The sequence below is a fragment of the Pseudomonas sp. microsymbiont 2 genome, from assembly GCF_054788395.1.
Map to the genome: position 1 here is coordinate 5245065 of NZ_CM139112.1, position 23653 is coordinate 5268717.

The 23653-nt window shown below is 64.9% G+C and carries 18 protein-coding genes and 1 riboswitch; of the genes, 5 read left to right on the forward strand and 13 right to left on the reverse strand.

All coding sequences use genetic code 11. The features are described 5' to 3' along the window. Positions 1–106 precede the first annotated feature (106 nt). The 3 genes from ACYUME_RS23645 to asd are packed head-to-tail and all read left to right on the forward strand — an operon-like array spanning position 107 to position 3369. Positions 107–1642: an HDOD domain-containing protein gene (locus ACYUME_RS23645; RefSeq protein ID WP_460417172.1), complete on the forward strand. Its 1536-nt coding sequence runs from the start codon at positions 107–109 to the stop codon at positions 1640–1642. A gap of 44 nt (positions 1643–1686) precedes the next feature. After that, the gene (locus ACYUME_RS23650; RefSeq protein WP_460417173.1) at positions 1687–2496 is read left to right on the forward strand and encodes a rhodanese-like domain-containing protein; all 810 of its coding nucleotides are present in this window, start codon (positions 1687–1689) and stop codon (positions 2494–2496) included. Between the two features lie 9 nt (positions 2497–2505). After that, positions 2506–3369 (forward strand): archaetidylserine decarboxylase, encoded by an 864-nt coding sequence (gene asd / locus ACYUME_RS23655; RefSeq protein ID WP_232856319.1) that lies wholly within the window; start codon positions 2506–2508, stop codon positions 3367–3369. Positions 3370–3487: 118 nt separating this feature from the next. On the opposite strand, the gene serB is transcribed toward asd, so the two are convergent. Then, positions 3488–4702: a phosphoserine phosphatase SerB gene (serB, locus tag ACYUME_RS23660; protein WP_279888602.1), complete on the reverse strand. Its 1215-nt coding sequence runs from the start codon at positions 4700–4702 to the stop codon at positions 3488–3490. Positions 4703–4838: 136 nt separating this feature from the next. Here serB and ACYUME_RS23665 point away from each other — a divergent pair, with 136 nt between their 5' ends. Next, the gene (locus tag ACYUME_RS23665) at positions 4839–6293 is read left to right on the forward strand and encodes a histidine kinase (RefSeq protein ID WP_460417175.1); all 1455 of its coding nucleotides are present in this window, start codon (positions 4839–4841) and stop codon (positions 6291–6293) included. Positions 6294–6339: 46 nt separating this feature from the next. On the opposite strand, the gene ACYUME_RS23670 is transcribed toward ACYUME_RS23665, so the two are convergent. The 10 genes from ACYUME_RS23670 to ACYUME_RS23715 all read right to left on the reverse strand — a co-directional run bounded on the left by ACYUME_RS23670 (position 6340) and on the right by ACYUME_RS23715 (position 19060). Then, positions 6340–9531: a dermonecrotic toxin domain-containing protein gene (locus ACYUME_RS23670; protein WP_460417177.1), complete on the reverse strand. Its 3192-nt coding sequence runs from the start codon at positions 9529–9531 to the stop codon at positions 6340–6342. Positions 9532–9711: 180 nt separating this feature from the next. Then, positions 9712–10422: a PqiC family protein gene (locus ACYUME_RS23675; protein ID WP_279886999.1), complete on the reverse strand. Its 711-nt coding sequence runs from the start codon at positions 10420–10422 to the stop codon at positions 9712–9714. Between the two features lie 175 nt (positions 10423–10597). Then, on the reverse strand, positions 10598–12853 hold the full coding sequence (parC, locus tag ACYUME_RS23680) for a DNA topoisomerase IV subunit A (RefSeq protein WP_279886998.1): 2256 nt from the start codon (positions 12851–12853) through the stop codon (positions 10598–10600). A gap of 10 nt (positions 12854–12863) precedes the next feature. Further along, positions 12864–13382 carry a retropepsin-like aspartic protease family protein gene (locus ACYUME_RS23685; RefSeq protein ID WP_279886997.1) on the reverse strand — a complete coding sequence of 173 codons (519 nt, stop codon included), beginning with the start codon at positions 13380–13382 and terminating at the stop codon, positions 12864–12866. Continuing rightward, positions 13379–14365: an esterase-like activity of phytase family protein gene (locus ACYUME_RS23690; RefSeq protein ID WP_279886996.1), complete on the reverse strand. Its 987-nt coding sequence runs from the start codon at positions 14363–14365 to the stop codon at positions 13379–13381. Before ACYUME_RS23690 ends, ACYUME_RS23685 begins: the two co-directional genes overlap by 4 nt. After that, positions 14362–16266: a DNA topoisomerase IV subunit B gene (gene parE, locus ACYUME_RS23695; RefSeq protein ID WP_279886995.1), complete on the reverse strand. Its 1905-nt coding sequence runs from the start codon at positions 16264–16266 to the stop codon at positions 14362–14364. The genes ACYUME_RS23690 and parE overlap by 4 nt, the downstream gene beginning before the upstream one ends. A gap of 35 nt (positions 16267–16301) precedes the next feature. Continuing rightward, positions 16302–16910: a YqiA/YcfP family alpha/beta fold hydrolase gene (locus ACYUME_RS23700; RefSeq protein ID WP_460417180.1), complete on the reverse strand. Its 609-nt coding sequence runs from the start codon at positions 16908–16910 to the stop codon at positions 16302–16304. 200 nt (positions 16911–17110) lie between these two features. Further along, entirely contained in the window at positions 17111–17914 is an 804-nt protein-coding gene (cpdA, locus tag ACYUME_RS23705; protein ID WP_460417182.1) for a 3',5'-cyclic-AMP phosphodiesterase, read from the reverse strand. Positions 17915–17999: 85 nt separating this feature from the next. Continuing rightward, on the reverse strand, positions 18000–18452 hold the full coding sequence (locus ACYUME_RS23710; RefSeq protein WP_460417183.1) for a DUF1249 domain-containing protein: 453 nt from the start codon (positions 18450–18452) through the stop codon (positions 18000–18002). Then, a complete protein-coding gene (locus tag ACYUME_RS23715; RefSeq protein WP_460417185.1) occupies positions 18443–19060 on the reverse strand; it encodes an NUDIX domain-containing protein in 618 nt (205 codons plus the stop codon). Before ACYUME_RS23715 ends, ACYUME_RS23710 begins: the two co-directional genes overlap by 10 nt. Positions 19061–19246: 186 nt before the next feature. On the opposite strand from ACYUME_RS23715, the gene ACYUME_RS23720 reads away from it, so the two are divergent. Further along, positions 19247–19993: an RsiV family protein gene (locus ACYUME_RS23720; RefSeq protein WP_279886988.1), complete on the forward strand. Its 747-nt coding sequence runs from the start codon at positions 19247–19249 to the stop codon at positions 19991–19993. Here the strand turns inward: ACYUME_RS23720 and cytX are convergent. Together cytX and thiC are read right to left on the reverse strand one after the other, a co-directional pair. Next, positions 19962–21245 (reverse strand): putative hydroxymethylpyrimidine transporter CytX, encoded by a 1284-nt coding sequence (gene cytX, locus ACYUME_RS23725; protein WP_279886986.1) that lies wholly within the window; start codon positions 21243–21245, stop codon positions 19962–19964. The two genes, ACYUME_RS23720 and cytX, sit on opposite strands and share 32 nt — an antisense overlap. Before the next feature lie 167 nt (positions 21246–21412). Further along, entirely contained in the window at positions 21413–23293 is a 1881-nt protein-coding gene (gene thiC / locus ACYUME_RS23730) for a phosphomethylpyrimidine synthase ThiC (protein WP_460417188.1), read from the reverse strand. A 156-nt stretch (positions 23294–23449) separates the two neighbouring features. Continuing rightward, positions 23450–23556: riboswitch (TPP riboswitch) on the reverse strand. Positions 23557–23653 lie beyond the last annotated feature (97 nt).

Here is a 23653-nt window from a genome sequence, read left to right on the forward strand (position 1 = left end):
GTCAGGGTAGGGAACGAGAGCCTTTAAACTCTTCTTCTACTTATCGGCAGAACTGCGCCAGACTATAGCCACTCATTGCGAAAAGCCAGTTCGGACTGATGTCAATATGCCAATTGAAACCAAGGTGCCAAGTCAGGTTCCGTCGAGTCTAGAGGCCTGGGTAAAGCTGCTCGACGGGATTCGAGTACCCGTGCCGAAAGACAGCCACGACCGTGTTCTACAGGCCATCAACGACAGCCGCCGCTCCCTGCGCGACATCGCCGAACTGATGCAGGACAGCCCTGCGCTGGTGCTCTGTGTGCTGCGCGAGGCCAACCACCCGGCCAACGCCAGCCTGGCGGAGCCTGCCGAAAGCCTGGAAATCGCCCTCAACCGTCTGGGGCTGACCCGCACCAGCCAGTTGCTGGCGCGCCTGCCGTCGATACCCGCCGACGAGATCCCACCGGTGCTGCGCCAGTTCCTGCTGATCAGCCAGCACGCCACCCAGCAGGCCAACGGTCTGTTCGCCAACCGCCTGGCGCGGCTGTGGCAGGAAATCCACTGGGGGAGCCTGCTGTTCCTCTCGCCGCTGTGGCCGCTGGCCCTGGCCTACCCCAGGCTGCTGGACACCTGGGAGCTGCGGGTCATCCACAAGGGCGAGGAAGCCGCCGAGGTCGAACGGGAACTGTTCGGCGTGCGCCTCATGCAACTGTGCCAGGCCATGGCCGAGCACTGGCGCTTGCCCGAGTGGGTGACCCAAGGCTACCGACTGCTGATGGACGAACGCGAGCAACTGGCCCAGGTATTGAGCATTGCCCGTGAACAGGACCCGCTGGTCCAGCAGCAGCGCCTGGACGACGCACCGGCCCTGCGCCGCTGGTTCAACCAGCCCCCCAACACCGTGCTGCTGGCCAACGGCCTGGCCCTGGCCGCCCAGGTGGGCTGGGACAACCCGCACCTGCTGCGCTGGCAATTGCTCACTGCGCTGTACCTGCAGACCACCCTGGACGACGTCCAGCAACAGGTCCACCAGCAGGCCGCGGCCAGTGCCCGCCACCACGCCCGCCATGCGCTGTTCCACCCGGCCGAGGCATTGATCTGGCCCTGGCACCAGCGCCGACCGCACCCGGACATGCTCACGCCGCCCCCCCCCAGCACCGAAGACCTCGGTCGCTGGCGCGCGCTGTGCCAGGAGTTGCTGGTACAGCCCAGCCCGTTCAGCAACGCCGTGCACCTGGCCACCCAGGCCCGCGACGCCCTGCTGGCCTGCGGCATGCAGCGCATCATGCTGCTGAGCCTGGACAAGGCCACCGACTACCTGCGCGTGCAGCAGACCGCCGGCCTGCCGCGAGAGGCCGCCGCGATGGCATTGCCCGTCGTACAGAACAAATTGTTGCAAAAGTTGATGGCAAAAGCCGGGCAACTGCGCCTGACGCCCGACAACCACGCCCAGTTCAGCGCCCTGCTGCCAGCACCGCTGCGCGCCTTCTTCCGCAGCGAGCACCTGCTGCTGCGCTCGCTGGCGGTAGGCGACCAGGTGCTGATGCTGGCGGTGGCCGACCAGAGCGGCAAACCACTGGCCGATGTCAGCGTGCAGGCGTTCGGCAAGACCGCGCAATGCGTGGAGCGCGCCCTGGCCGTGTTTGCCACCCGCAATGCCTGACCCTTGCGCTACAATCGCCCCTCTTTCCACCCTGGAGAACGTGGATGACTGACTTTTCCGGCCTGCCCCTGGTGATCGAAGCCGAGGACCTGCAGCCGCGCCTGGATTCGCCAAGGCTGATCCTGGTCGACCTGACCAGCGCCAACCGTTATGGCAGTGGGCATATTCCCGGGGCCCGTTTCGTCGACCCGAAGCGAACCCAGTTGGGCCAGCCCCCGGCACCCGGCCTGCTGCCGGCCCGTGCCGACCTGGAGAAACTGTTCGGTGAGCTCGGTCACCGCGACGATGCGGTCTACGTGGTCTACGACGACGAGGGTGGAGGCTGGGCCGGACGGTTCATCTGGCTGCTCGACGTGATCGGTCACAAGGGCTACCACTACTTGAATGGCGGCATCCAGGCCTGGCCGGCGGACAAGCTGTCCACCGCAACGCCTGAAGTCGCCGGCGGCCCGGTGAGCCTGCAGCTGCATGGTGAACCCACCGCCACCCGCGAGTACCTGCAAAGCCGCCTGGGCGCCGCCGACCTGGTCATCTGGGACGCCCGCGGGCCACTGGAATACAGTGGCGAGAAAGTACTGGCCGCCAAAGGCGGGCATATTCCCGGCGCGATCAACTTCGAGTGGACCGCCGGCATGGACCTCAACGACCACCTGCGCATCCGCAAGGATATCAAGGAGGTCCTGCAGAACCTGGGCATCACCCCGGACAAGGAAGTGATCACCCACTGCCAGACCCACCACCGCTCCGGCTTCACCTACCTCGTGGCCAAGGCCCTCGGCTATCCACGAGTGAAGGGCTATGCCGGTTCCTGGGGCGAATGGGGCAACCACCCCGATACGCCCGTCGAAGTTTAAGGACGCTCAATGAAATCCCGCTTGTTCATCATCAGCCAGTACCTGCTGCCGCACCACCTGCTCTCGCGGCTGGCCGGCTGCGTCGCCGAGTGCCGCGCGCGCTGGTTCAAGAATGCCTTCACCGCCTGGTTCGCCAAGCGCTACCAGGTGAACATGTCCGAGGCCCTGGTCGAAGACCTCAGCGCCTACGAGCACTTCAACGCATTCTTCACCCGCGCCCTCAAGCCTGGCGCCCGCCCGCTGGACGAAACACCCGGCGCGATCCTCTGCCCGGCCGACGGCGCGGTCAGCCAGCTCGGCCCGATCGAGCACGGTCGCATCTTCCAGGCCAAGGGCCACGGCTACAGCGCCCTGGAACTGCTGGGCGGCGATCCGGCCCTGGCCGCACCGTTCATGGGCGGCGAGTTCGCCACCATCTACCTGTCGCCCAAGGACTACCACCGCGTGCACATGCCGTTGGCCGGCACCCTGCGCGAGATGGTCTATGTGCCGGGTCGGCTGTTCTCGGTCAACCAGACCACCGCGGAAAACGTGCCTGAGCTGTTCGCCCGCAACGAGCGTGTGGTCTGTCTGTTCGACACCGAGCGTGGGCCGATGGCCGTGGTGCTGGTCGGCGCGATGATCGTCGCCTCGATCGAGACCGTCTGGGCCGGCCTGGTCACGCCGCCGAAGCGCGAGCTGAAGACCTTCCGCTACGACGAAGCCAGCCGTGCGCCGATCCACCTGGAAAAAGGCGCCGAGCTGGGCCGCTTCAAGCTGGGCTCCACCGCCATCGTGCTATTCGGGCCGGAGCAGGTGAAGTGGGCCGAGAGCCTGGGCGCCGGCTCCGCGGTGCGCATGGGTGAGCTGCTGGCGCAGCCGAACCAGGCCTGACCACCCGGTAAGCAAAAGGCCCTGCATGGTTAACGTCATGCAGGGCCTTTTTTTTGCCTTGAGGTTGCAGGGAGGGCTTCGCCCTCCTTGCGCCGCGAAGGGTCGCTAGGGCTCAAGATCAACCGCGCGCGTCGCGGTCACGCAGGCCCAGCAGGTACAACACACCATCAAGCCCCAGGGTGGAAATCGCCTGCTTGGCCGACTGGCGCACCAGCGGCTTGGCACGGAAGGCCACGCCCAGGCCGGCCAGGGACAGCATCGGCAGGTCGTTGGCGCCATCACCGACCGCGATGGTCTGCTCCAGCTGAAGGCCCTCGTCATTGGCCAGCTTCTGCAGCAACTCGGCCTTGCGCTGGGCATCGACGATAGGCTCGACGGCCACACCGGTCACCTTGCCGTCGACCACCTCCAGTTCGTTGGCGAACACGTAGTCGATGCCCAGGCGCGCCTGGACCTGCTTGGCGAAGTAAGTGAAACCGCCAGACAGGATCGCGGTCTTGTAACCCAGGCGCTTGAGCTCGGCGAACAGATGCTCGGCGCCTTCGGTCAGGCGCAGCGAGGCACCGATCTGGTCGAGCACGCCCACATCCAGGCCCTTGAGCAGCGCCATGCGTTCCTTGAAGCTGGCACGAAAATCCAGTTCGCCGCGCATGGCGCGCTCGGTAATCGCCGCCACCTGCTCGCCGACACCGGCGGCCTTGGCCAGCTCATCGATCACTTCGGCCTCGATCAGCGTCGAGTCCATGTCGAACACCGCCAGGCGGCGGTTGCGGCGGAACAGGTCGTCACGCTGGAAGGCGATGTCGATGTTCTGTTCCTCGGACAGCGCGAAGAACGCCGCGCGCAGGGCCTGGGCATCGCTCGGCTCGCCGCGCACGGAGATCTCCAGGGCAGACTTGCCCTTTTCGCTCGGCGCGTCCAGCACCACGCGGGCCGACAGGCGCTCGATGCGCTCGATGGTCAGGCCGGCCTGGCTGATGATCGCGCTGACCCGCTGCAACTGCTCCGGGGTGATCCGACGGCTGAGCAGGGTGACGATATGGCGCGCCTCGCCCTGGCTGTCGGCCCAGTGCTGATAATCGGTTTCGGAGATCGGCGTGTAGCGCGCCTGCAGGTTCAGCTCGTGAGCCTTGGACTGCACGCTCTGCAGCAGCGCGGTGGCCACTTCGTTGTCGGGAATGTCGACCAGGATGCCGAACGACAGGGTACCGTGCATCACCGCCAGGCCGATGTCGAGAATGTTCACACCGCCCTGGAGCAGGACGCCGGTGATGGCCGCGGTGAGACCTGGACGGTCTTCACCAGTGATGTTGATCAGGACGATTTCGCGCAAGACCGGGGCTCCAACTCGATGAAAAATGCGCATTCTACCGATTTTCCATGACCATCGGGCGCCAACGATACTTTGCCGACAAAACACGGATCGCTATACTGCGCAGCAACTTTCTCGCCATGAAGAGCCGCGCTCTGTGAACCGGCCCACGCCCGTAAAATCCGATAACTTCTTCCTGATGATCTACCGAGCCCTGAGCCAGCGCCGGATTCCACTGGCCCTGCGCATCGCCAGCTACAACATTTTCCTGGTAGCCCTGGCCCTGGTGATCTATGCCTGCGTGATGGGCCTGCAGTTCAAGCAGGCCATGCACGAGCAGGCCGATGCCGTCGGCCAGAGCCTGACCACGCAGACAGCCACGTCGGCGACCGAGCTGCTGGTGTCCAACGACATCCTCAGCCTCAACGTGCTGCTGGGCAACCTGGTGAAGAACCCGCTGGTGGCCCACGCGGCGATCTACAGCGTGGACAACCGCATCCTCGCCGAGGCCGGCCAGCGCCCGCGCAACAGCCTGCTGGGCGAAGCCGAAGGGGTTTACCAGACCAAGATCACCTTCCAGGACGTGACCGCCGGCCAGTTGCGCATCAGCCTGGACATGAACCAGTTCCAGCAGCCGATGCTGATCAGCCTGCAGAGCATGGGCATCCTCGCGGCGATCCTGCTGGCCCTGGCTCTGACCCTCAGCCTGCGCCTGGGGCGGTTCATCTCCTTGCCGCTGCTGCAACTGCGTGTATGGCTGCGCGACCCGCACCCCTATACCCCAGCCACCGACCGCCAGGACGAGATCGGTGACCTGGCGCGCCAGCTGCACGCCCGCCTGGCTCCGCCACCGCCACCGGAACCTGAGGAAGAGGACGAGGCGGACGATTTCGAAGAAGCTCCCATCCCCAAGGCTGCCGCACGGCCGAAAGTGGCTGCGCACGCGCAGGAGCAGCATGACGAGGACGACGACGCCTTCGCCGGCCTGATGGACGAGGAAAGCGCCCCGGCCAAAGCCCTCGCCGTCGAATCCGACGAGCCTCGCAGCAGTGCCGTGCTGGCCGTGCAACTGGGCTCCCAGGAGCAGCTGCGACGCCTCCCACGCAGCCGTCTTACCGAGCTGCTGGAACGCTACCGCGACTGCCTGGATCAAGCCGCATCGCTGTACGAAGGTGAAGTCCATACGCTGAACGACGGCAGCACCCTGCTGCTGTTCCACAGCCGCGACAGCGGCGAGGACTACCTGACCAACGCCATCTGCTGTGGCGAGCTGCTGCGCGCCCTGGGCCACGCCCTGCAGATCGAGGTCGCCGACAGCGGCATCACCCTGCAACTGCAGCTGGGCCTGGTGCTGGCCGACGACCTGCATGGCATGGACCAAGCGGACCTGCTGATGACCGAGCAGGCCCAGGACGCCCTGGCCCTGTCGCAGCACAGCCGCAACCTGCTGCTGGTCGAGCGCCGCATCAGCGATGATGCGCTGGTGCGCCAGCGCGCGCGTATCCGCCCGATCGCCAGCCCTGAAGGCGCCTGCTGCGTGGAGCGGTTGATGGAGCCGTACCCATCGATGCTGGAGCGCCAACTGGCGCGGATGCACGAGCGCAGGGCCTGAAGCGAGTTTCTCCTGCGAAGGCCCCGCCCAGGCGGGGCCGCGCCCCTCAGGTTCTCATCCAGGTGTGTGCGCTACCTGGCTGCATCGACACCGCGCCCCCCATGCGCATTGGGAACCAGTGCGCGATGGCTTCGTCGTAGAATGCTTCATACACCGTCGACACGACCCACGAGTCCGATGGCTTGTTGCCAATCAACCCGAAGTAGTCAGGCCGAAGCGCTCGCAGGTCCTTGTTGAAGGCATCGGGCCCCGCCAGGCTGGCGATGGTCTGCATGTAGGCATTCATCGTCCGCTCGGCCTCGGCCTTGTCCTTGAATGCTGTGACCACCGGCCGCGGCGTTGACTTGAATGCCTCGGGGAGCGCCTCGAAACGCGCATTGGCGCGCTGCAGCAAGCGCTTGAGCACTGGGTTGCCAGGGTGACTGGCAAAGTGCGAGGTATTCACCAGTTCCTTCCTGTTCCACGGCATCTTGTACAGTCCACCGACCAGCACATCGTTGGGTGCGGCTGGCAGCGGCCTGGCATCCGGTGAATACAATGTGTCATCGATGTCCATGTAGAAGCCGCCGTACTCATCGAGCAGACGCAGGCGCAGAAAATCCGACGCCGCCGCATAGTTGCGCGACTCTGCGGCCGGATTGCGGAAATAGTTGTAGGCAATACCCTCGCGGCCTGCGGTGAACCGCTGGAAAAACGCCTGCTCTCGCAGGTTTCTCGCCTCGATGCCCACCTGCCCGCACCAGGCTTGGTTAGCCGTCAGCGCTGCGCTGTCGTTGTCCAGGTGCAGGATGAAGCGATAGCCTTTGTTGCGCAGGTTCTTGACGATGGTGCGCTTGATCATGAAATCCAGCTCGCGCTCTCCCACCCAGATCATATGGACCTGCTGGGTGATCGGCGACATGCCGACCGGCAGTTGCGGCAGGTCTGGAAAGCGATAGGTCGTGATGTTCTGCTCGTGCGGCAGCTTGTGTCGCACGCGCTCGAAATCTCGCGCCTCGCCGGCCCGCCAACGGTAGCTGTTCTTGCCACCATGCCGCTCCCGCCAAATGTATTGCTGGCCGCGGCGCCAGGCAGCGGCATCGGCGTCATACCAGACCGGCTGCCGGGAGACCTGCTTGACGTCGAGCTTCTCGCCGAAATCGTCATGACGAAAAACGATGTCGGCCTCATAGCAAGACGCCTCGTGGTTCCAGATCAGGTCATCGACGGCAAAACTCACTTCCACCTTGGGCACCATGGGCTGGCATTCGATCGAGTCGATGAGCTCCAGTGGCAGCCTGGGGTGCTCCAGCACGGTCGGCAACGGGGCCCCGCCTCGCAGGCCGAAGCGCAGATCCAGATCCCAGTAGCCATCTTCCATGCTGCTCAGGAATGGCCCCCATGCCACCGGCTCGGCCTCGGAGCGGATACGCAATTGCTGCTCGTGCTCCAGCCACTGCACCCGATACACCCGTGGGCGGATCCTCACATACAGCTTGCCCTCATCGAGAAACGTTCCCTTGCCACCACCCAATACCCGTAGCGGCCGCGTAACGGCAAGGTCTTGCAGGCGCGCCCGCAGATCGTGCTGCAAGCTGTCGTGGACAGGGCGCACGGCCTTGAGCTCTTCGGGCGACACCGGAACGTCGCCTGCAACCGCCGCATCCTCCAGCGCCTGCTGGGCCGCATGCTCGGCCTGCGCAGCGACAGCGACGCTGCGCTCCGTTTCGCCGAGCGCCGCAGTGACCCTGCCAAGCTGCGACACCTCCCCGGCAAGCGGCAGGGCATTGAGCAGCCCGAACACGATGCGCTGCGCGCCTTCAGCCTCTTCCTCCTGGTTGTGGGCCGTGATCATCTCGCCCGCCCCCACTGCCAGCAGGCCGACGCCAAGTGCGACCGCCACGGGTGCCAGCGCAGGTACCGCCAGGGCAATGGCACCAACGACATTGGCCGTCACTTCCACACCGTAAGCCGTCAACTTCGCGTAATACCGGCCTTGTGTACCGATGTCGTAGTCAGCATCCGAGAACAACCGGGAGCGGGTCTGATCACGGAAGTAGCTCATGGGGTAAGGGTATATCGCTTCGCTGAAGGTAATGGTGCTGCCTGGGTACCAGTGACCCGTGGCATCGTTCAGCCGCCTAGGGTGCGCGCCGAGGCCTGCCAGGGCCGTATCGACGCCACTGTAGATGACCCCGTCCCCCCTGTCCTTGCTGCTGAAATGACTGGCCAGGGATGCCCGTTTGCGTGGATCGCGGCATTGCTGGGCGACCCAGTCTCGCAGCTCCCTGGCAGCGTTGAAGCCATGCAGTGGCGAGGAATTGCCAGGAATGTAAAGCACGATGGCGTCATGGCCATGCGCCTGGAAGACCATGATGTCGGTGGCTTCGTACCCATGGATCCTGAACGCCGAAATCGTACGTGTACGGGATACCGGAGTGTCGGCGAAGTAACGGAACGAGGTACCCGCCCAACGGGTGTCGCGGCTGAGCATCAGGCTCTCGAGCACCAATGCCGCATGCTCTTCGCTGAGCGATCCCTCATCACGCTGCAGCAAGGCCGCATGCACCAGGTTGCCCTTGAGCAGCAAATGGTAGTCATGCGCCTGGCTGCTCCAGAACTGACGCAAGTATTCCAGGTAGCGCCCCTGCAATTGCGCATCCCAGACATGCTGGCGAAAAGCGGCGGGGTCCAGATTGACCTGGGTGGCCGCTCCGTAGGTCTGCGGCTGGGTGCGCCGGTAGATGCCATCGTAGGCCTCGCTGTCGGCCAGTTGAGCAGCCGATAGCTGCACCGTCCGGCTCACTTCGTAGCCCTCCCGACGCCAATCCATCGGATGCCCCAGGTGATCCTGCCACTGACCACTGCCCTGCTGCTGCCAGTTGGCGACCATTGCCTGGGTCAGGGTCATCGAATGTGCCACCTGGGCAGCCCATGGGCCGTCCGTCACATGGACATGCTCCAGGAACAGCGTGCTGAGAACGAGGTCGTCGGGGTCGTCCTCGATGCCCTGCTGTGCCAGGTACTCGCGCAGTACGACGCTCGCATAGTCATGAGGCGTCGGCAGACTGATCTGCTCACGCCCGAAGACTTGCTGGATCGACAGTACAACGCCTTCATCCTGTTCTGAGGTGGCGGGGACAACTGATGCGAAATGGTATTGGCCAAGCTCGAAGGTGCTATCGGGGTGCGTGGCCGGTTCAGGGCTGGAGGGCTCACCAGAGTTGGGGGACTTCGGTGTAGCGAAGTGGTAGCTCATGCGCAGGATCCTTATATCTCGGCTGTGAGAGACCAAGGTAGTGCTGCGTCGGAAGTGTCCTGCGGTAAGTAAATAACGCCTGCCGGTCCGATAGGCTGCCGAGGAAGAGAACCACTGGATAGCACCGGCAGCAGACACAAAAAAGCCCGCGTCTGCGCGGGCCTTTTCGCATCTACAGCATCAGAAGCGGAACACTTCCATATCGGTACGGATCGGCGAAGCCATCGGAATCTTCGGTTTCTCCGGCTCTTTCTTGACCTGGACCGGCGCCGCCGGCTTGCGCGGTGTCTCCTCGGCGATGGCCGGCTGGTTGGCCAGCGGCTTTACCGCGGAGCTCAGCTGTTCGGCCAGCTTCTGCAGCAACTGCCCCTGGGCCTGGACCTGAGCCGACTCGCTGCCTGCGTGAGGCTGCTCGAGGTGGACGATGCGGTTGTCGCGCACCTGGCCACGACGGTCCAGCACACGCCATTGGGCATCCAGGATCGCGGGCTGGTCCTTGCCCGAGTCCAGGCGGGTGATCGACAGCAGCACCTGCACGTCCGGCGTGAAGCCGGCGCTGGCCGGGGCGAGCACGACGCGCTGGCTATCCAGGCGCCAGGCGAGCTGCCGTACCAGCAACTGATCGATATCCGACGAAAGGCTACCGGCCCAACGACCGTCGGTCGCCGCGGTCAGGCTGCCATCGGCCTGCCGTTGCAGGAAGGTTTCGCGTTGCAGGTAGTCGGCCACCGATACCGGGCCAAGCACCACCGCCATGCCCGCAGCCTGGCTAGGCTGGCCGGGATCACCGCTGTCGAGCTGATACAGGGCCACCGGCTGATGCATGCTGCATCCGCTCAGTCCCAGCAGGCCAGTCATCAACAGCGCAAATGGAAGGCGCAGAAATTTCATTCATCCCATCCAAGCGGTCGTCACAAGACTGACCGCAGTGATACTCGTGTAGATTCGTCCGGGCACTCGGCCACGCCGGCGCCGCAAGGGCGATATCATCCGCGAAAAAACCGCCAGACTCCAGCATTTCCGCCCGAAGCGGCGCCGAAAGCGCCGCGACAGACGGCCCAGCGCCTCAGGCGACAGGCTCCACCAGCAAGGCATCCACGCGCTGGAAGCCGCGTGGCAATTTGCTACCACGACGACCGCGCTCACCCTTGTAATGCTCCAGATCGTCCGGCTTGAGAGACAGGGTACGCTTGCCAGCCTGCAATACAAGGGTCGCCCCTTCGCTGATCACCGCCAGGTCGGTGACGTACTCTTCACGGCTGGCCACCCGGTCCCCCGGCACGCCGATGATCTTGTTGCCCTTGCCCTTGCCCAGCTGTGGCAGGTCGGCCACCTTGAACACCAGCAGGCGACCTTCGGTGGTCACCGCGGCCAGCCAGTCCTGCTCACGATCGGCCACCGGACGCGGGGTCATGACCTTGGCCCCGTTGGGCAGGCTGAGCAGGCCCTTGCCGGCCTTGTTCTTGGCCTGCAGGTCCTCGCCCTTGACCACGAAACCGTAGCCGGCGTCGGAGGCGATCACGTACAGGGCATCGTCCTCAGGCAACAGCACGCATTCGAAGCTGGCGCCCGGCGGCGGCGTCAGCCGGCCGGTCAACGGCTCACCCTGGCCACGGGCCGACGGCAGGCTGTGGGCGGCCAGCGAATAGCTGCGGCCAGTGGAGTCGATGAGCACGGCAAATTGGTTGGAGCGCCCCGCGGCGGCGGCCTTGAAGCCGTCACCGGCCTTGTACGACAGCCCCGTGGCATCGATGTCGTGGCCCTTGGCGCAGCGCACCCAGCCCTTCTCGGACAGCACCACGGTGACCGGCTCGGTCGGCATCAGCTCGTTTTCCGACAGGGCCTTGGCCTCGGCGCGCTCGACGATCGGCGAACGGCGCTCGTCGCCATAGGTTTCGGCGTCTTCGAGCAATTCGCTGCGTACCAGCTTGCGCAACTTGGCGTCGCTGCCCAGCAGGGTGGTCAGGCGCTTCTGTTCCTTGAGCAGTTCGTCCTGCTCGCCACGGATCTTCATCTCTTCCAGGCGCGCCAGCTGACGCAGGCGGGTCTCGAGGATGTAGTCGGCCTGGATTTCGGTCAGGTCGAAACGGGCGATCAGTGCCTGCTTGGGATGCTCCTCGGTACGGATGATGTGGATGACTTCGTCCAGGTTGAGGAACGCGGTGAGCAAGCCTTCCAACAGGTGCAGGCGCTTCTCGACCTTGTCCAGGCGGTGCTGCAGACGGCGACGAACGGTACCGATCCGGTACTCCAGCCACTCCAGCAGCAGCGCCCGCAGGTTCTTGACCTGCGGGCGACCATCCAGGCCAATGATGTTGACGTTGACCCGATAGGTGCTCTCCAGGTCGGTGGTGGCGAACAGATGCTGCATCAGTTCGGCGGCATCGACGCGGTTCGAACGCGGGATGATGACGATCCGGCAGGGGTTCTCGTGGTCCGACTCGTCGCGCAGGTCGGCGACCATCGGCAGCTTCTTGGCCTGCATCTGGGCGGCGATCTGCTCCAGCACCTTGGCCCCGGAGACTTGATGTGGCAGCGCGGTGACGATGATGTCGCCATCCTCGACACGGTACACGGCGCGCATGCGGATCGAGCCCTTGCCGGTCTCGTAGAGCTTGAGGATGTCGGCACGCGGCGTGACGATCTCGGCCTCGGTCGGGTAGTCCGGGCCCTGGATGTGCTCGCACAGCTGCTCGATGGTGGCCTTGGGCTCGTCGAGCAGGCGCACGCAGGCGCTGGCCACTTCGCGCAGGTTGTGCGGCGGCACGTCGGTGGCCATGCCCACGGCGATGCCGGTGGTGCCGTTGAGCAGGATGTTCGGCAGCCGCGCCGGCAGTACCGCCGGCTCCTGCAGCGTGCCATCGAAGTTTGGCACCCAGTCGACGGTGCCCTGGCCCAGCTCGCTGAGTAGCACTTCGGAATAGCGTGACAGGCGCGCCTCGGTGTAACGCATGGCAGCGAACGATTTCGGGTCGTCCGGCGCACCCCAGTTGCCCTGGCCATCGACCAGGGTGTAGCGGTAGCTGAACGGCTGGGCCATCAGCACCATGGCCTCGTAGCAAGCCGAGTCGCCGTGGGGGTGGAACTTGCCGAGCACATCGCCGACGGTACGCGCCGACTTCTTGTGCTTGGAATCGGCGTCGAGCCCCAACTCGCTCATGGCATAGACGATGCGCCGCTGGACCGGCTTGAGGCCGTCGCCGATGTGCGGCAGGGCGCGGTCCATGATCACGTACATGGAGTAGTTGAGGTAGGCCTGTTCGGTGAAGTCGGCCAGGGAACGGCGTTCGACGCCTTCGAGACTGTCCAGTAAGTCGCTCATGCGAGCCTCGTCATTTCAGGTTCTGGCGCAGCAGCATGGTGCCACCGCGCTGGGTGAATTCAAGTTGTTTCAGGGCGCTCATGCCCAGCAGCACGGCCTGGCCATCGAGGCCGGGAACCACCAGCGCACGCACGTCGCGCAGGTGGATGTCGCCCAGCTGCAAACTGTCGAGCCGGGTGCGGTAGCCTTCGGTGCGGCCATTGGCGGTACTCAGTTGCACCGGTGCGCCGCGGGCCAGGTCCAGGTCGCGGGCCAGCGCTTCGGGGATCGCCACATCGGTGGCGCCGGTATCGAGCATGAAATGCACCACCCGGCCATTGATCGCACCGTCGGCGACGAAATGGCCCTGGCCGTTGCTCAGCAGGCGCACCTCGACGTAGCCGTCGCCCTGCTCGCTCTGTACCACGGCATTGGGATTCTGCTGACGCGCCTCCCATTGGCCGAAAAAGCGTGTGGCCAGGAACATCGCCGCCGCCCAGGCGACGACCATCAGCACCCTGCCCGCCCGCTTGCCCGCTGGCTGGCTCATGGCTTGGCGCTCCAGCCGCCTTGCGGCGCGTCGAAACGCCAGACGATCGGTCGCGTTTCCCCATCCACGCGCGGTCTGTCGTTGTTGTCCACGCCGATCCAGGCCCCGGCTTTATCGATCACCAGCGCCTCGGCCAGGCCATAGGGCTGCGAATAGCGCCGCGACTCCGCCAGGGCGTCGGCGGCGAACGACCAGCAGCGCTCCACCGCGCCACTGTCGGCGTCGCGGCGGCAGATACGGTAGGCGTTGCGCTCAAGGGTGAACAGCTTGCCCTCGAACCAGGCCAGGTCGGCGAAATCACGGGACACCGGGCGTGCCTCCGGGAACTGCGGCGGTTGCATCTCGACACCGGCTTCGCTCAGCAATACGCACCCGCGCCCACAGTTCCAGACTGACTGCTGGCGCTGCACGGCAAGCAGACCGCGCCTTTCGCGCTCGGCGGCCAGCCACAGGCGGTCGCCCGCCGGGTTGATCGCCAGGCCCTCGAACAATGCGTTGAAATGCAGCAGCATGCCACTGGCCCGAGCCTGGCGAACCATGGCCTGGTCAATCCTCAGCCAGTCTGGCTCACCGTCCACGGGCAATTGCAGCACGGCGGCGTGCGCCTCGCTGACCACGTACAGGTTGCCCGCCTGATCGCAGGTGATCCCTTCGAAATCCAGGGCGCCGCCACGGATATAGGACGCCGCCCAATTGCGCGACTTCAACCCCCAGGGCAGGCCGGTATCGGGAGGCACTGGCGGGGTGAAGACCTGAGGTTCGGCCTGCCAGGGCGCCGTGTCCTGCTCCAGGCGATAGATGCGGTCGTCGTCACGATCGGATACGGCCCACAGCGCCCCACGGCACCAGGCCAGGCCCGACAGGTTGCCACCACGCATGCCCTCGACCACATGCTCGCCGCTGAGCGTGAGTTGCGGCCAGTCGCCCGCCCGGGCCTGCAGGGCGAACAGCGCCAGGCAGGCCATGAGCAACGGACGAATCAAACCAGGACCTCGGCCAGGTTGCCTTTGCTCTCCAGCCAGCTCTTGCGGTCGCCGGCACGCTTCTTGGCCAGCAGCATGTCCATGATCTCGGTGGTGCCCTGCACGTCGTCCAGGGTCAGCTGAACCAGGCGCCGGGTGTTCGGATCCATGGTGGTCTCGCGCAACTGCGGCGGGTTCATCTCGCCCAGACCTTTGAATCGAGTGACCTGGGGCTTGCCGCGTTTCTTCTCGGCGACCAGGCGATCGAGAATGCCATCGCGTTCGGCTTCGTCCAGGGCGTAGTAGATTTCCTTGCCCAGGTCGATACGGTACAGCGGCGGCATGGCCACGTAGACGTGGCCGGCCTCGACCAGCGGCCGGAAGTGCTGGACGAACAGCGCGCACAGCAGGGTGGCGATGTGCAGGCCGTCGGAGTCGGCGTCGGCGAGGATGCAGATCTTGCCGTAGCGCAGTTGCGAAAGGTCGCTGGCGCCCGGGTCGACGCCGATGGCCACGGCGATGTTGTGCACTTCCTGGCTGGCCAGGACCTCGCCGCCATCGACTTCCCAGGTATTGAGGATCTTGCCGCGCAGCGGCAGGATCGCCTGGAACTCCTTGTCCCGCGCCTGCTTGGCCGAACCACCGGCGGAGTCACCCTCGACCAGGAACAGCTCGGCGCGCATCGGGTCTTGCCCGGCGCAGTCGGCCAGCTTGCCCGGCAGCGCCGGCCCCTGGGTGATGCGCTTGCGCTCGACCTTCTTGCTCGCCTTCAGGCGCCGACCAGCGTTGCTGATGGCCAGTTCAGCCAGTTGCATGCCCAGCTCGGGGTGGGCATTGAGCCACAGGCTGAAGGCATCCTTGACCACCCCGGAGACGAACGCCGCCGCCTCGCGGGACGACAGGCGCTCCTTGGTCTGCCCGGAGAACTGCGGCTCCTGCATCTTCATCGACAGCACGAAGCTGATGCGCTCCCAGACGTCCTCGGGCGCCAGCTTGACCCCGCGCGGCAGCAGGTTGCGAAACTCGCAGAACTCGCGCATGGCGTCCAGCAGGCCCTGGCGCAGGCCGTTGACGTGGGTGCCGCCCTGGGCGGTGGGGATCAGGTTGACGTAGCTTTCCTGGATGCTGTCGCCGCCCTCCGGCAGCCACAGCAAGGCCCAGTCGACGGCTTCCTTGTTGCCGGCCAGGCTGCCGCAGAACGGCTCGTCGGGCAGGCGCGGGAACTCGCTGACCGAGTCCACCAGGTAGGAGCGCAGGCCGTCTTCGTAGTGCCACTCGACCTTCTCGCCGGTGCCCTTGTCCTCGAAGCTGATGGACAGCCCCGGGCACAGCACGGCCTTGGCTTTGAGCACATGCTTGAGGCGGCTGATGGAGAACTTCGGCGAATCGAAGTACTTCGGATCGGGGGTGAAGTAAACGCTGGTGCCGGTGTTGCGCTTGCCGACGGAGCCGACCACCTCCAGTTCGCTGGCCTTGAAGCCGTCGGCGAAGGTCATCTGGTACTCGTTGCCATCGCGCTTCACGCGCACGCGCACCTGCGAGGACAGCGCGTTGACCACCGAAATGCCAACACCGTGCAGGCCACCGGAGAACTGGTAGTTCTTGTTGGAGAACTTGCCGCCTGCATGCAGCTTGGTGAGGATCAGTTCGACGCCGCTGACACCCTCTTCGGGGTGGATGTCCACCGGCATGCCGCGGCCATCGTCGCTGACTTCCAGCGAGTGGTCGGCATGCAGGATGACCTGCACCGAACGGGCGTGGCCAGCCAGGGCTTCGTCGACACTGTTGTCGATGACTTCCTGGGCCAGGTGGTTGGGCCGGCTGGTGTCGGTGTACATGCCCGGCCGCTTGCGGACCGGGTCAAGGCCCGAGAGGACTTCGATGGCGTCTGCGTTATAGGCGCTAGCGCTGGGATTGGCCATGGGGTCTCGTCGTCAGTCTGGTGAATGCAAAAAAATCAAGATAGCGAAAAATCGAGCGTCGCATACTGTCCGCGGGCAATGCCGGCGAAGGCCAGCAGCGCCGGCAATTGTTCGGCGAAGCCCTGGTAGCTGTGATCGCCACCGGCCTGGATGCGCAGGGCGCAGGCGCGGTAGTAGCGCTCGGCCTGGCGATAATCCAGGGTTTCATCGGCGGTCTGCAACCACACTTGATAGCGGGCCGCGTCCTGCGGGGCTGGTACTTCCAGTTCGGCCAGGGCATCCACGTGGTCGTGGGTGAGCTCCCAGGCTTCGTCGGTATACAGGTTGCGCTGGGTGCCGAGGTAGCCGTCGAACAGCCGGTGCGGACTGACCGCGGGATTGATCAGCAAGGCCCTGAGCCCGTGGCGCTCGGCCAGATGGGTGGCATAGTAGCCGCCAAGAGAGCTGCCGACCAGCAAGGGGGCGCCGAGCTCGGCGATGGCCGCCTCCAGCTGGGCGATGGCCTGGCGCGGGTGATGGTGCAGGGCCGGAATGCGCAGTTGCTCGGCCAGGCCAAGCTGCTGCATGACGGCCTCGAGCTGGCGGGCTTTCTTCGACAGCGGCGAGCTGTTGAAGCCATGGATATAAAGGATGGAACCCGACATGCTGCCCCCGGACGCAAAGATGCGCAGTGTAGCGTGTTCAAAGGGCATTGGCGCAGCGTGGAGATTTTCGCAACAAATTGTTGGACAAGGTACTGCACCCTGTGGGAGCGGGTTTACCCGCGAAGCAAGCGCTGCGGTGGCTGGCACCGGCTTCGCCGGTGTTCGCGGGTAAACCCGCTCCCACAGGAAACGCGATGCACTTAATAGCCTGGGCTGTCGAAATCCAGCCTCACCTCGAAATCGAGCGCCCGCTCCACGCCAGTTTCCAACCGCCCATCGGCATGCAACCGCAGCCAGCGGTAACCCGGCTGCTCCTCGCTTACCTTGAAGTCATCGCTGCGTGGCGCGAACTGGATGCAGGTCGAAGGCGTGGCAAGCAAGCGAATGCCATCGCGCACCTCGTCCCACTCCTGATGAATATGCCCCCAAAGCAGCGCCTTCACCTGTGGATAAGGGTGCAGACGCTTCAACAGCTCATCGGCATTGCGCAGACCGATCGAGGCAATCCAGGCACAACCGATATCCACCGGCTGATGGTGGCAGCACACCAGGCAATGGCGTTCACCGGCATCACCCAGCGCCTGATCCAGCACCGCCAGTTGATCGTCCGCCAACAGGCCGAAGGTCGCGCCGACCACTGCCGAATCGAGCATGACGATGCGCCATTGGCCAATGTCCGTGATCGCCTGCACCAGCTCCGGCGCCACGGCGCGCATTACCTGGGCCTCGTCATGGTTGCCCGGCAACCAGCGCGCCGGTGCCCCCAGCTTCGCGGTCAACGCGCTGAAGGCCTGGTAGGAGGCGACGCTGGCATCTTGTGAAAGATCGCCCGTGCACAGCAGCAGGTCGATACGCGGCTGTTCACGACGAACCTGGTCGACCACATGCGCGAGACTGTCGCGCGTCTTGAGCCCCAGCAGCCCGCCCGCCGGGTCGGCGAACAGATGAGCGTCGGTCAGTTGCACCACATAAACGGGTGAGGGTGGTGTGAGTGGTTGCGGCAACGGCCGTCTCCTCGAGCGGATTCAGCACGGATTATGGCGACGGATCGGTTTCGAGCAAATACTCGAAACCGACACGCATCACATTTCAGCGCACCGCTTCCAGCTCGTGGCCACAGGCCAGGCAATGGCTCAGCCATTCACCCAGGAACAGGTTGAGCTGGGCTTTCTCGTCTGGCTGGTGCATCGCACTGTTGGGGTACGGGTAAATGCTGCGCAGGCGCCGGGTATGTTCGGCACTGACCACCTCGGCCATGCGTGCGTCGTGATACACCTGCACCTCGAGCGCAGGCACCGGCAACCATGGCAGGCTGTGCTCCTGACACACCCGCAACGTGGTGGTGTAAGGGCAGGCCAAGACGACGTCGAGTACCAGCACGCCGAGCATCTGGTCGCCCTGGGTCATGCCGATGCGCCGCGAGCTTTGCGTGGTGCGCATGTCCGGCAACAGGCGCATCAGGCGGGCGTAGTTCGCCTCGCAGGCCGTCTGCAGCCCGATCAGGTCGACCCGATAGCGCTCACGCAGCAGGTTCACTTCCACATACCTCGGACTTCGTCACGGTTAAGGGCCAGCCATTGCAGGCCGATGATCGCGGCGGCGTTGCAGATGCGCCCGTCGCGCACGGCCTGCAGGGCATCCTCGAAGGACCACACACGCACGCGGATGTCCTCGCTCTCTTCTTCCAGGCCATGCAGGCCACCGGCGCCCTCGCTGGTGCAACGGCCCAGGAACAGGTGAACGTATTCATCGCTGCCGCCTGGCGACGGGAAATAGCGCGTCATCGGCCAAAGTGCCGAAAAGGTCAGGCCAGCTTCCTCTTGGGCTTCGCGATGGGCAACCTCCTCCGGCTGCTCATCCTTGTCGATCAACCCGGCGACCATCTCGATCAGCCAGGGGTTGGCGACCTTGCCCATCGCACCGACACGAAACTGCTCGATCAGCACCACTTCATCGCGCTGCGGATCGTAGGGCAGCACACAGACCGCGTCATGGCGCACGAACAGCTCGCGGCTGAACTCGCGGCTCATGCCGCCGGCGAACAGCTCATGGCGCAGGTGCAGCTTTTCCAGCTTGTAGAAGCCCTTGAACAGCGGCTCGCGCCGGGCGATCTCGACCTTGGTGGGTGTCGAATTCAACGTGTCTGACATGCAAGTTCCTCATTACCTCGTTTACCGCATCGCGCAATCCTACTCTGCGTGCCGCCGGGTTTCATCCCCTTTGCGGTGACCGTTCGCCCAGCCGGGACAGGCGCGGCGCTCTCTGTTAGCTTAGTGGCGAACCGAAGGCCGCGCAGGCGGTCCAAGGCCGATCATCACTGTTGTGAAAGAGGCAACATGACGCTAGTCAAACTGACTTCCGTGGCCTTGGCCGCGTTCGCCCTGAGCGCCTGCCAGAGCCTGTTCACGCCCAACTACCGGGCCCCGCTCGAGGTCAAGCGCGAAGCCTGGGAGCACGTCAAGCCTGGTTGCAGCGCGAGCGACTGCCCGCTGGTCAATATCGACGTCGTGCACTTCCCCGCGCTGCCCAAGCTCGACGGCATCGTCGAGAAGCGTCTGCTGATGCTGACCGAGGACAACCAACGCGGCACCCCGCCAGCCTCGCTGCAAGCCTACGAGCAGCAGTACCTGGCCCACGCCGAAAAGCGCAACAGCAGCTACCTGCAGGCCAAGGTACGCGAACAGCATGACGGGCTGGTGATCGTCGAACTGTCCAGCTACCTCGACAGCGGCGGCGCCCATGGCATGCCCGGGCGCGGCTTCATCAACTATTCGCGCAAGCTGGACAAGGTGCTGACCTTGGACGACATGCTGGTGCCCGGCCAGGCAGCGACCTTCTGGAAGACCGCCGAGGAATCCCACCGCGCCTGGCTGATCAGCACCGGCATGGACAAGGACCCCGAGTTCGTCAAGACCTGGCCGTTCAAGCAGTCGCCGCACATCGCCCTGACCTACGGCGCGGTGGTGATCAAGTACGAGGTCTACGCCATCGCGCCCTACTCCATGGGCCACGTCGAACTGAAGATCCCCTATCCGCGCCTCAACGGCGTGATCAGGCCCGAGCTGTTTCCCGGCCGCGGCTAAGCGATAGCAGCAGATGCAGCCCCCCTGCCAGCAGCAGCGCCGGCAGGGTCGCCCCCAGCTCCGGCGCCTGGTTGGCCAGCAGGTGATAAGCCGCCACCCCCACCGCCCAGGCCAGCAGCGCCTGCCAGTGCAGCCCCTCGACCAGCGCCGGCAGGCGACGGCGACGGACCACGAAGTGATCCACCAGCACCACGCCGAACAACGGCGCAAACACCGAGCCGATCAGCAACAGGAAGTTCTGGTACTGGGCCAGCGGCGCCAGCAGGGCGATCAGGGTGCACAGCACGCCGATGGCCAGGGCCAGGTGCTCGACCTTGAGCTTGACCAGCAGACCGGTGGAGACCGCCGCCGAGTGGATATCGGCGAAAGCGTTCTCCGACTCGTCCAGCAGAATCAGCAGCAATGGAATACCCAGCCCGGCGCCGGCCAGCGCCAGTAGCAGCGCATTCACTTCACCACTCGGGGCGAATGCCAGGGTATAGGCCACGCCCAGGCTCATCAGCCAGGCATTGCCAATGAAAAAGCCCAGCGCCGTACCGCCGAATACCCGGCTGGCACGCTGGCCGAAGCGTGAGTAGTCGGCGATCAACGGCAACCACGACAACGGCATGGCGATGACGATGTCGAAGCCCAGCGCCAGGGACAGCGAACCATCGCCCGGGCGCTGCCACAGCGCGGCCAGGTCGGCCTTGGCGAACAGGTTCCAGGTGAGCCAGATACAAGCACCGAGCAGCAGCCAGATGCCCCACTTGCGCAGGACCTTGCGCACAAAAGTCAATGGCCCGCTGACTGCCAGCAAGGTGGCCAGGGCGCCGAAGCACAGGGTCCACAACAACGGGTTGCTCCAGCCGCTGCCCTCGCCGAAGGCACGCGCGCCCAGCAGGCTCGCGGCATCGCGCATGACGATGATCTCGAACGAGCCCCAGCCCACCAGTTGCAGGAGGTTGAGCACAGCCGGCAACCGCGCGCCATGGCCGCCCAGCGTCAGGCGCAGGGTGGCCATGGCCGACAGCCCGGTGTCGCTGCCGATCACCCCCGCCGATGCCAGTAGCAGCACGCCCACCACGGTGCCAAGGACGATCGCCAGGATCGAACCGGCCAGGCCCAGGCCAGGCGCCAGCAGGGCGCCGACCTGCAGGACCATCAGGCCGATGCCAAGGGAGAACCACAGCGAGAACAGGTCGCGGGCGCCGAACTGGCGGTGATGGGCAGGGACCGGGTGGTCGGGGGAGAAGTGGCTGGGGGTGGTCATGTGGGTGCTCGCCGGGAATATTGTGGGTGTTGCTGGCGAGGACTGCGTCCTCGTATCGCGACACAAGGCCGCTCCCACAGGTTCCGTGCATGACTTGAGCCATATACAGGACCTGTGGGAGCGGCCTTGCGTCGCGAAAGGGCCGCAAAGCGGCCCCCAAGGTCTACTTACACCTTCTGGTACAACTGGCTGCCTTCCTGGCGGAACCGCTCGGCCTGCTCGCGCATGCCCTGCTCGGCCGTCACATCGACGGTGTCGATCTTCGCGGCATACTCACGCACTTCCTGGGTGATCTTCATCGAACAGAACTTCGGCCCGCACATCGAGCAGAAGTGCGCGACCTTGGCCGACTCCTTGGGCAGCGTCTCGTCATGGAAGGACCGAGCGGTATCCGGGTCCAGGCCGAGGTTGAACTGGTCTTCCCAACGGAACTCGAAGCGCGCCTTGGACAGCGCGTTGTCGCGAATCTGCGCGCCCGGATGGCCCTTGGCAAGGTCGGCGGCATGCGCGGCGATCTTGTAGGTGATGATGCCGGTCTTCACGTCATCCTTGTTCGGCAGGCCCAGGTGCTCCTTGGGCGTGACGTAGCAGAGCATGGCGCAGCCGAACCAGCCGATCATCGCCGCGCCGATGCCGGAGGTGATGTGGTCGTAGCCCGGGGCGATGTCGGTGGTCAGCGGGCCGAGGGTGTAGAACGGCGCCTCGTCACAGCACTCCAGCTGCTTGTCCATGTTCTCCTTGATCAGCTGCATCGGCACGTGGCCAGGGCCTTCGATCATGCACTGCACGTCGTGCTTCCAGGCGATCTTGGTCAGCTCGCCGAGGGTCTCCAGTTCGCCGAACTGGGCGGCGTCGTTGGCATCGGCGATCGAGCCCGGGCGCAGGCCGTCGCCCAGCGAGAAGCTGACGTCGTAGGCCTTCATGATTTCGCAGATCTCGTCGAAGTGCGTGTACAGGAAGTTTTCCTTGTGGTGCGCCAGGCACCACTTGGCCATGATCGAGCCACCGCGGCTGACGATGCCGGTGACGCGCTTGGCGGTCAGCGGCACATAGCGCAGCAGCACGCCCGCGTGGATGGTGAAGTAGTCCACGCCCTGCTCGGCCTGCTCGATCAGGGTGTCGCGGAACAGCTCCCAGGTCAGGTCCTCGGCGACGCCATTGACCTTTTCCAGGGCCTGGTAGATCGGCACGGTGCCGATCGGCACCGGCGAGTTGCGGATGATCCACTCACGGGTTTCGTGGATGTGCTTGCCGGTGGACAGGTCCATGACCGTGTCCGAGCCCCAGCGGATGCCCCAGGTCAGCTTGGCCACTTCTTCCTCGATCGAGGAGCCCAGGGCGCTGTTGCCGATGTTGCCGTTGATCTTCACCAGGAAGTTGCGGCCGATGATCATCGGCTCCAGCTCGGTGTGGTTGATGTTGGCCGGGATGATCGCGCGGCCGCGGGCGATCTCTTCGCGGACGAACTCGGCGGTGATTTCTTTCGGGATGCTGGCGCCGAAGCTGTGGCCGGCGTGCTGCTGGCTCAGCAGGCCGGCGGCGCGGGCTTCCTGCAGTTTCATGTTCTCGCGGATGGCGACGTATTCCATCTCGGCGGTGATGATGCCCTGGCGCGCGTAGTGCATCTGCGTGACGTTGGCGCCGGCCTTGGCGCGGCGCGGGTTGCGCACATGGGCGAAGCGCAGCTTGGCCAGCTCCGCGTCGTTCAGGCGCTGCTGGCCGAAGTTGGAGCTCAGGCCTTCCAGGCGCTCGGTGTCGCCACGGGCGTCGATCCAGGCCGAGCGCACATCGCCCAGGCCCTTGCGCACGTCGATGATGACATCGGGGTCGGTATACGGGCCGGAAGTGTCATACACCAGCACCGGCGCGTTCTTTTCGCCGCCGAAGTCGGTGGGGGTATCGTGCAGGCTGATTTCGCGCATGGGCACGCGGATGTCGGGACGCGAACCTTCGACATAGACCTTGCGCGAGTTGGGCAGGGGTTGCACGGACTGTTGGTCGACTTGGGCCGACTCGCTCAGACTGATCGTTTTTTCTTGTTTGCTCATCACAGGCTCTCCAGACAGCTTCCAGGCAGTGGAATGTCGGGGTGAACCTGAAAGGCGTGGACGCACCCGTGTTGACGAGTGCAGTGCCGGACATGGGGTGCCGTGAGCTGCAAGCAGCTGTGGCGATCCCGGACCTGGCACAAGAGGCTCCCGGGATGTGAGAGCAATCTTGTTCCCTACGCAGGCGCTAACCTGATCAGGTTCAACGGGATCCGCACCTCTGCGATCTCAGCCTTTGCTTCAAGGCACCCCGACAAGAACATGCGCAGTCTAGACTGGAGTGGTCGGCAAAGCCAAGCAGGTAATTCCGGGGGTGATAAATGGCGCAAGCGACGGATTGTTGATGGCGGCGCGCGGCAC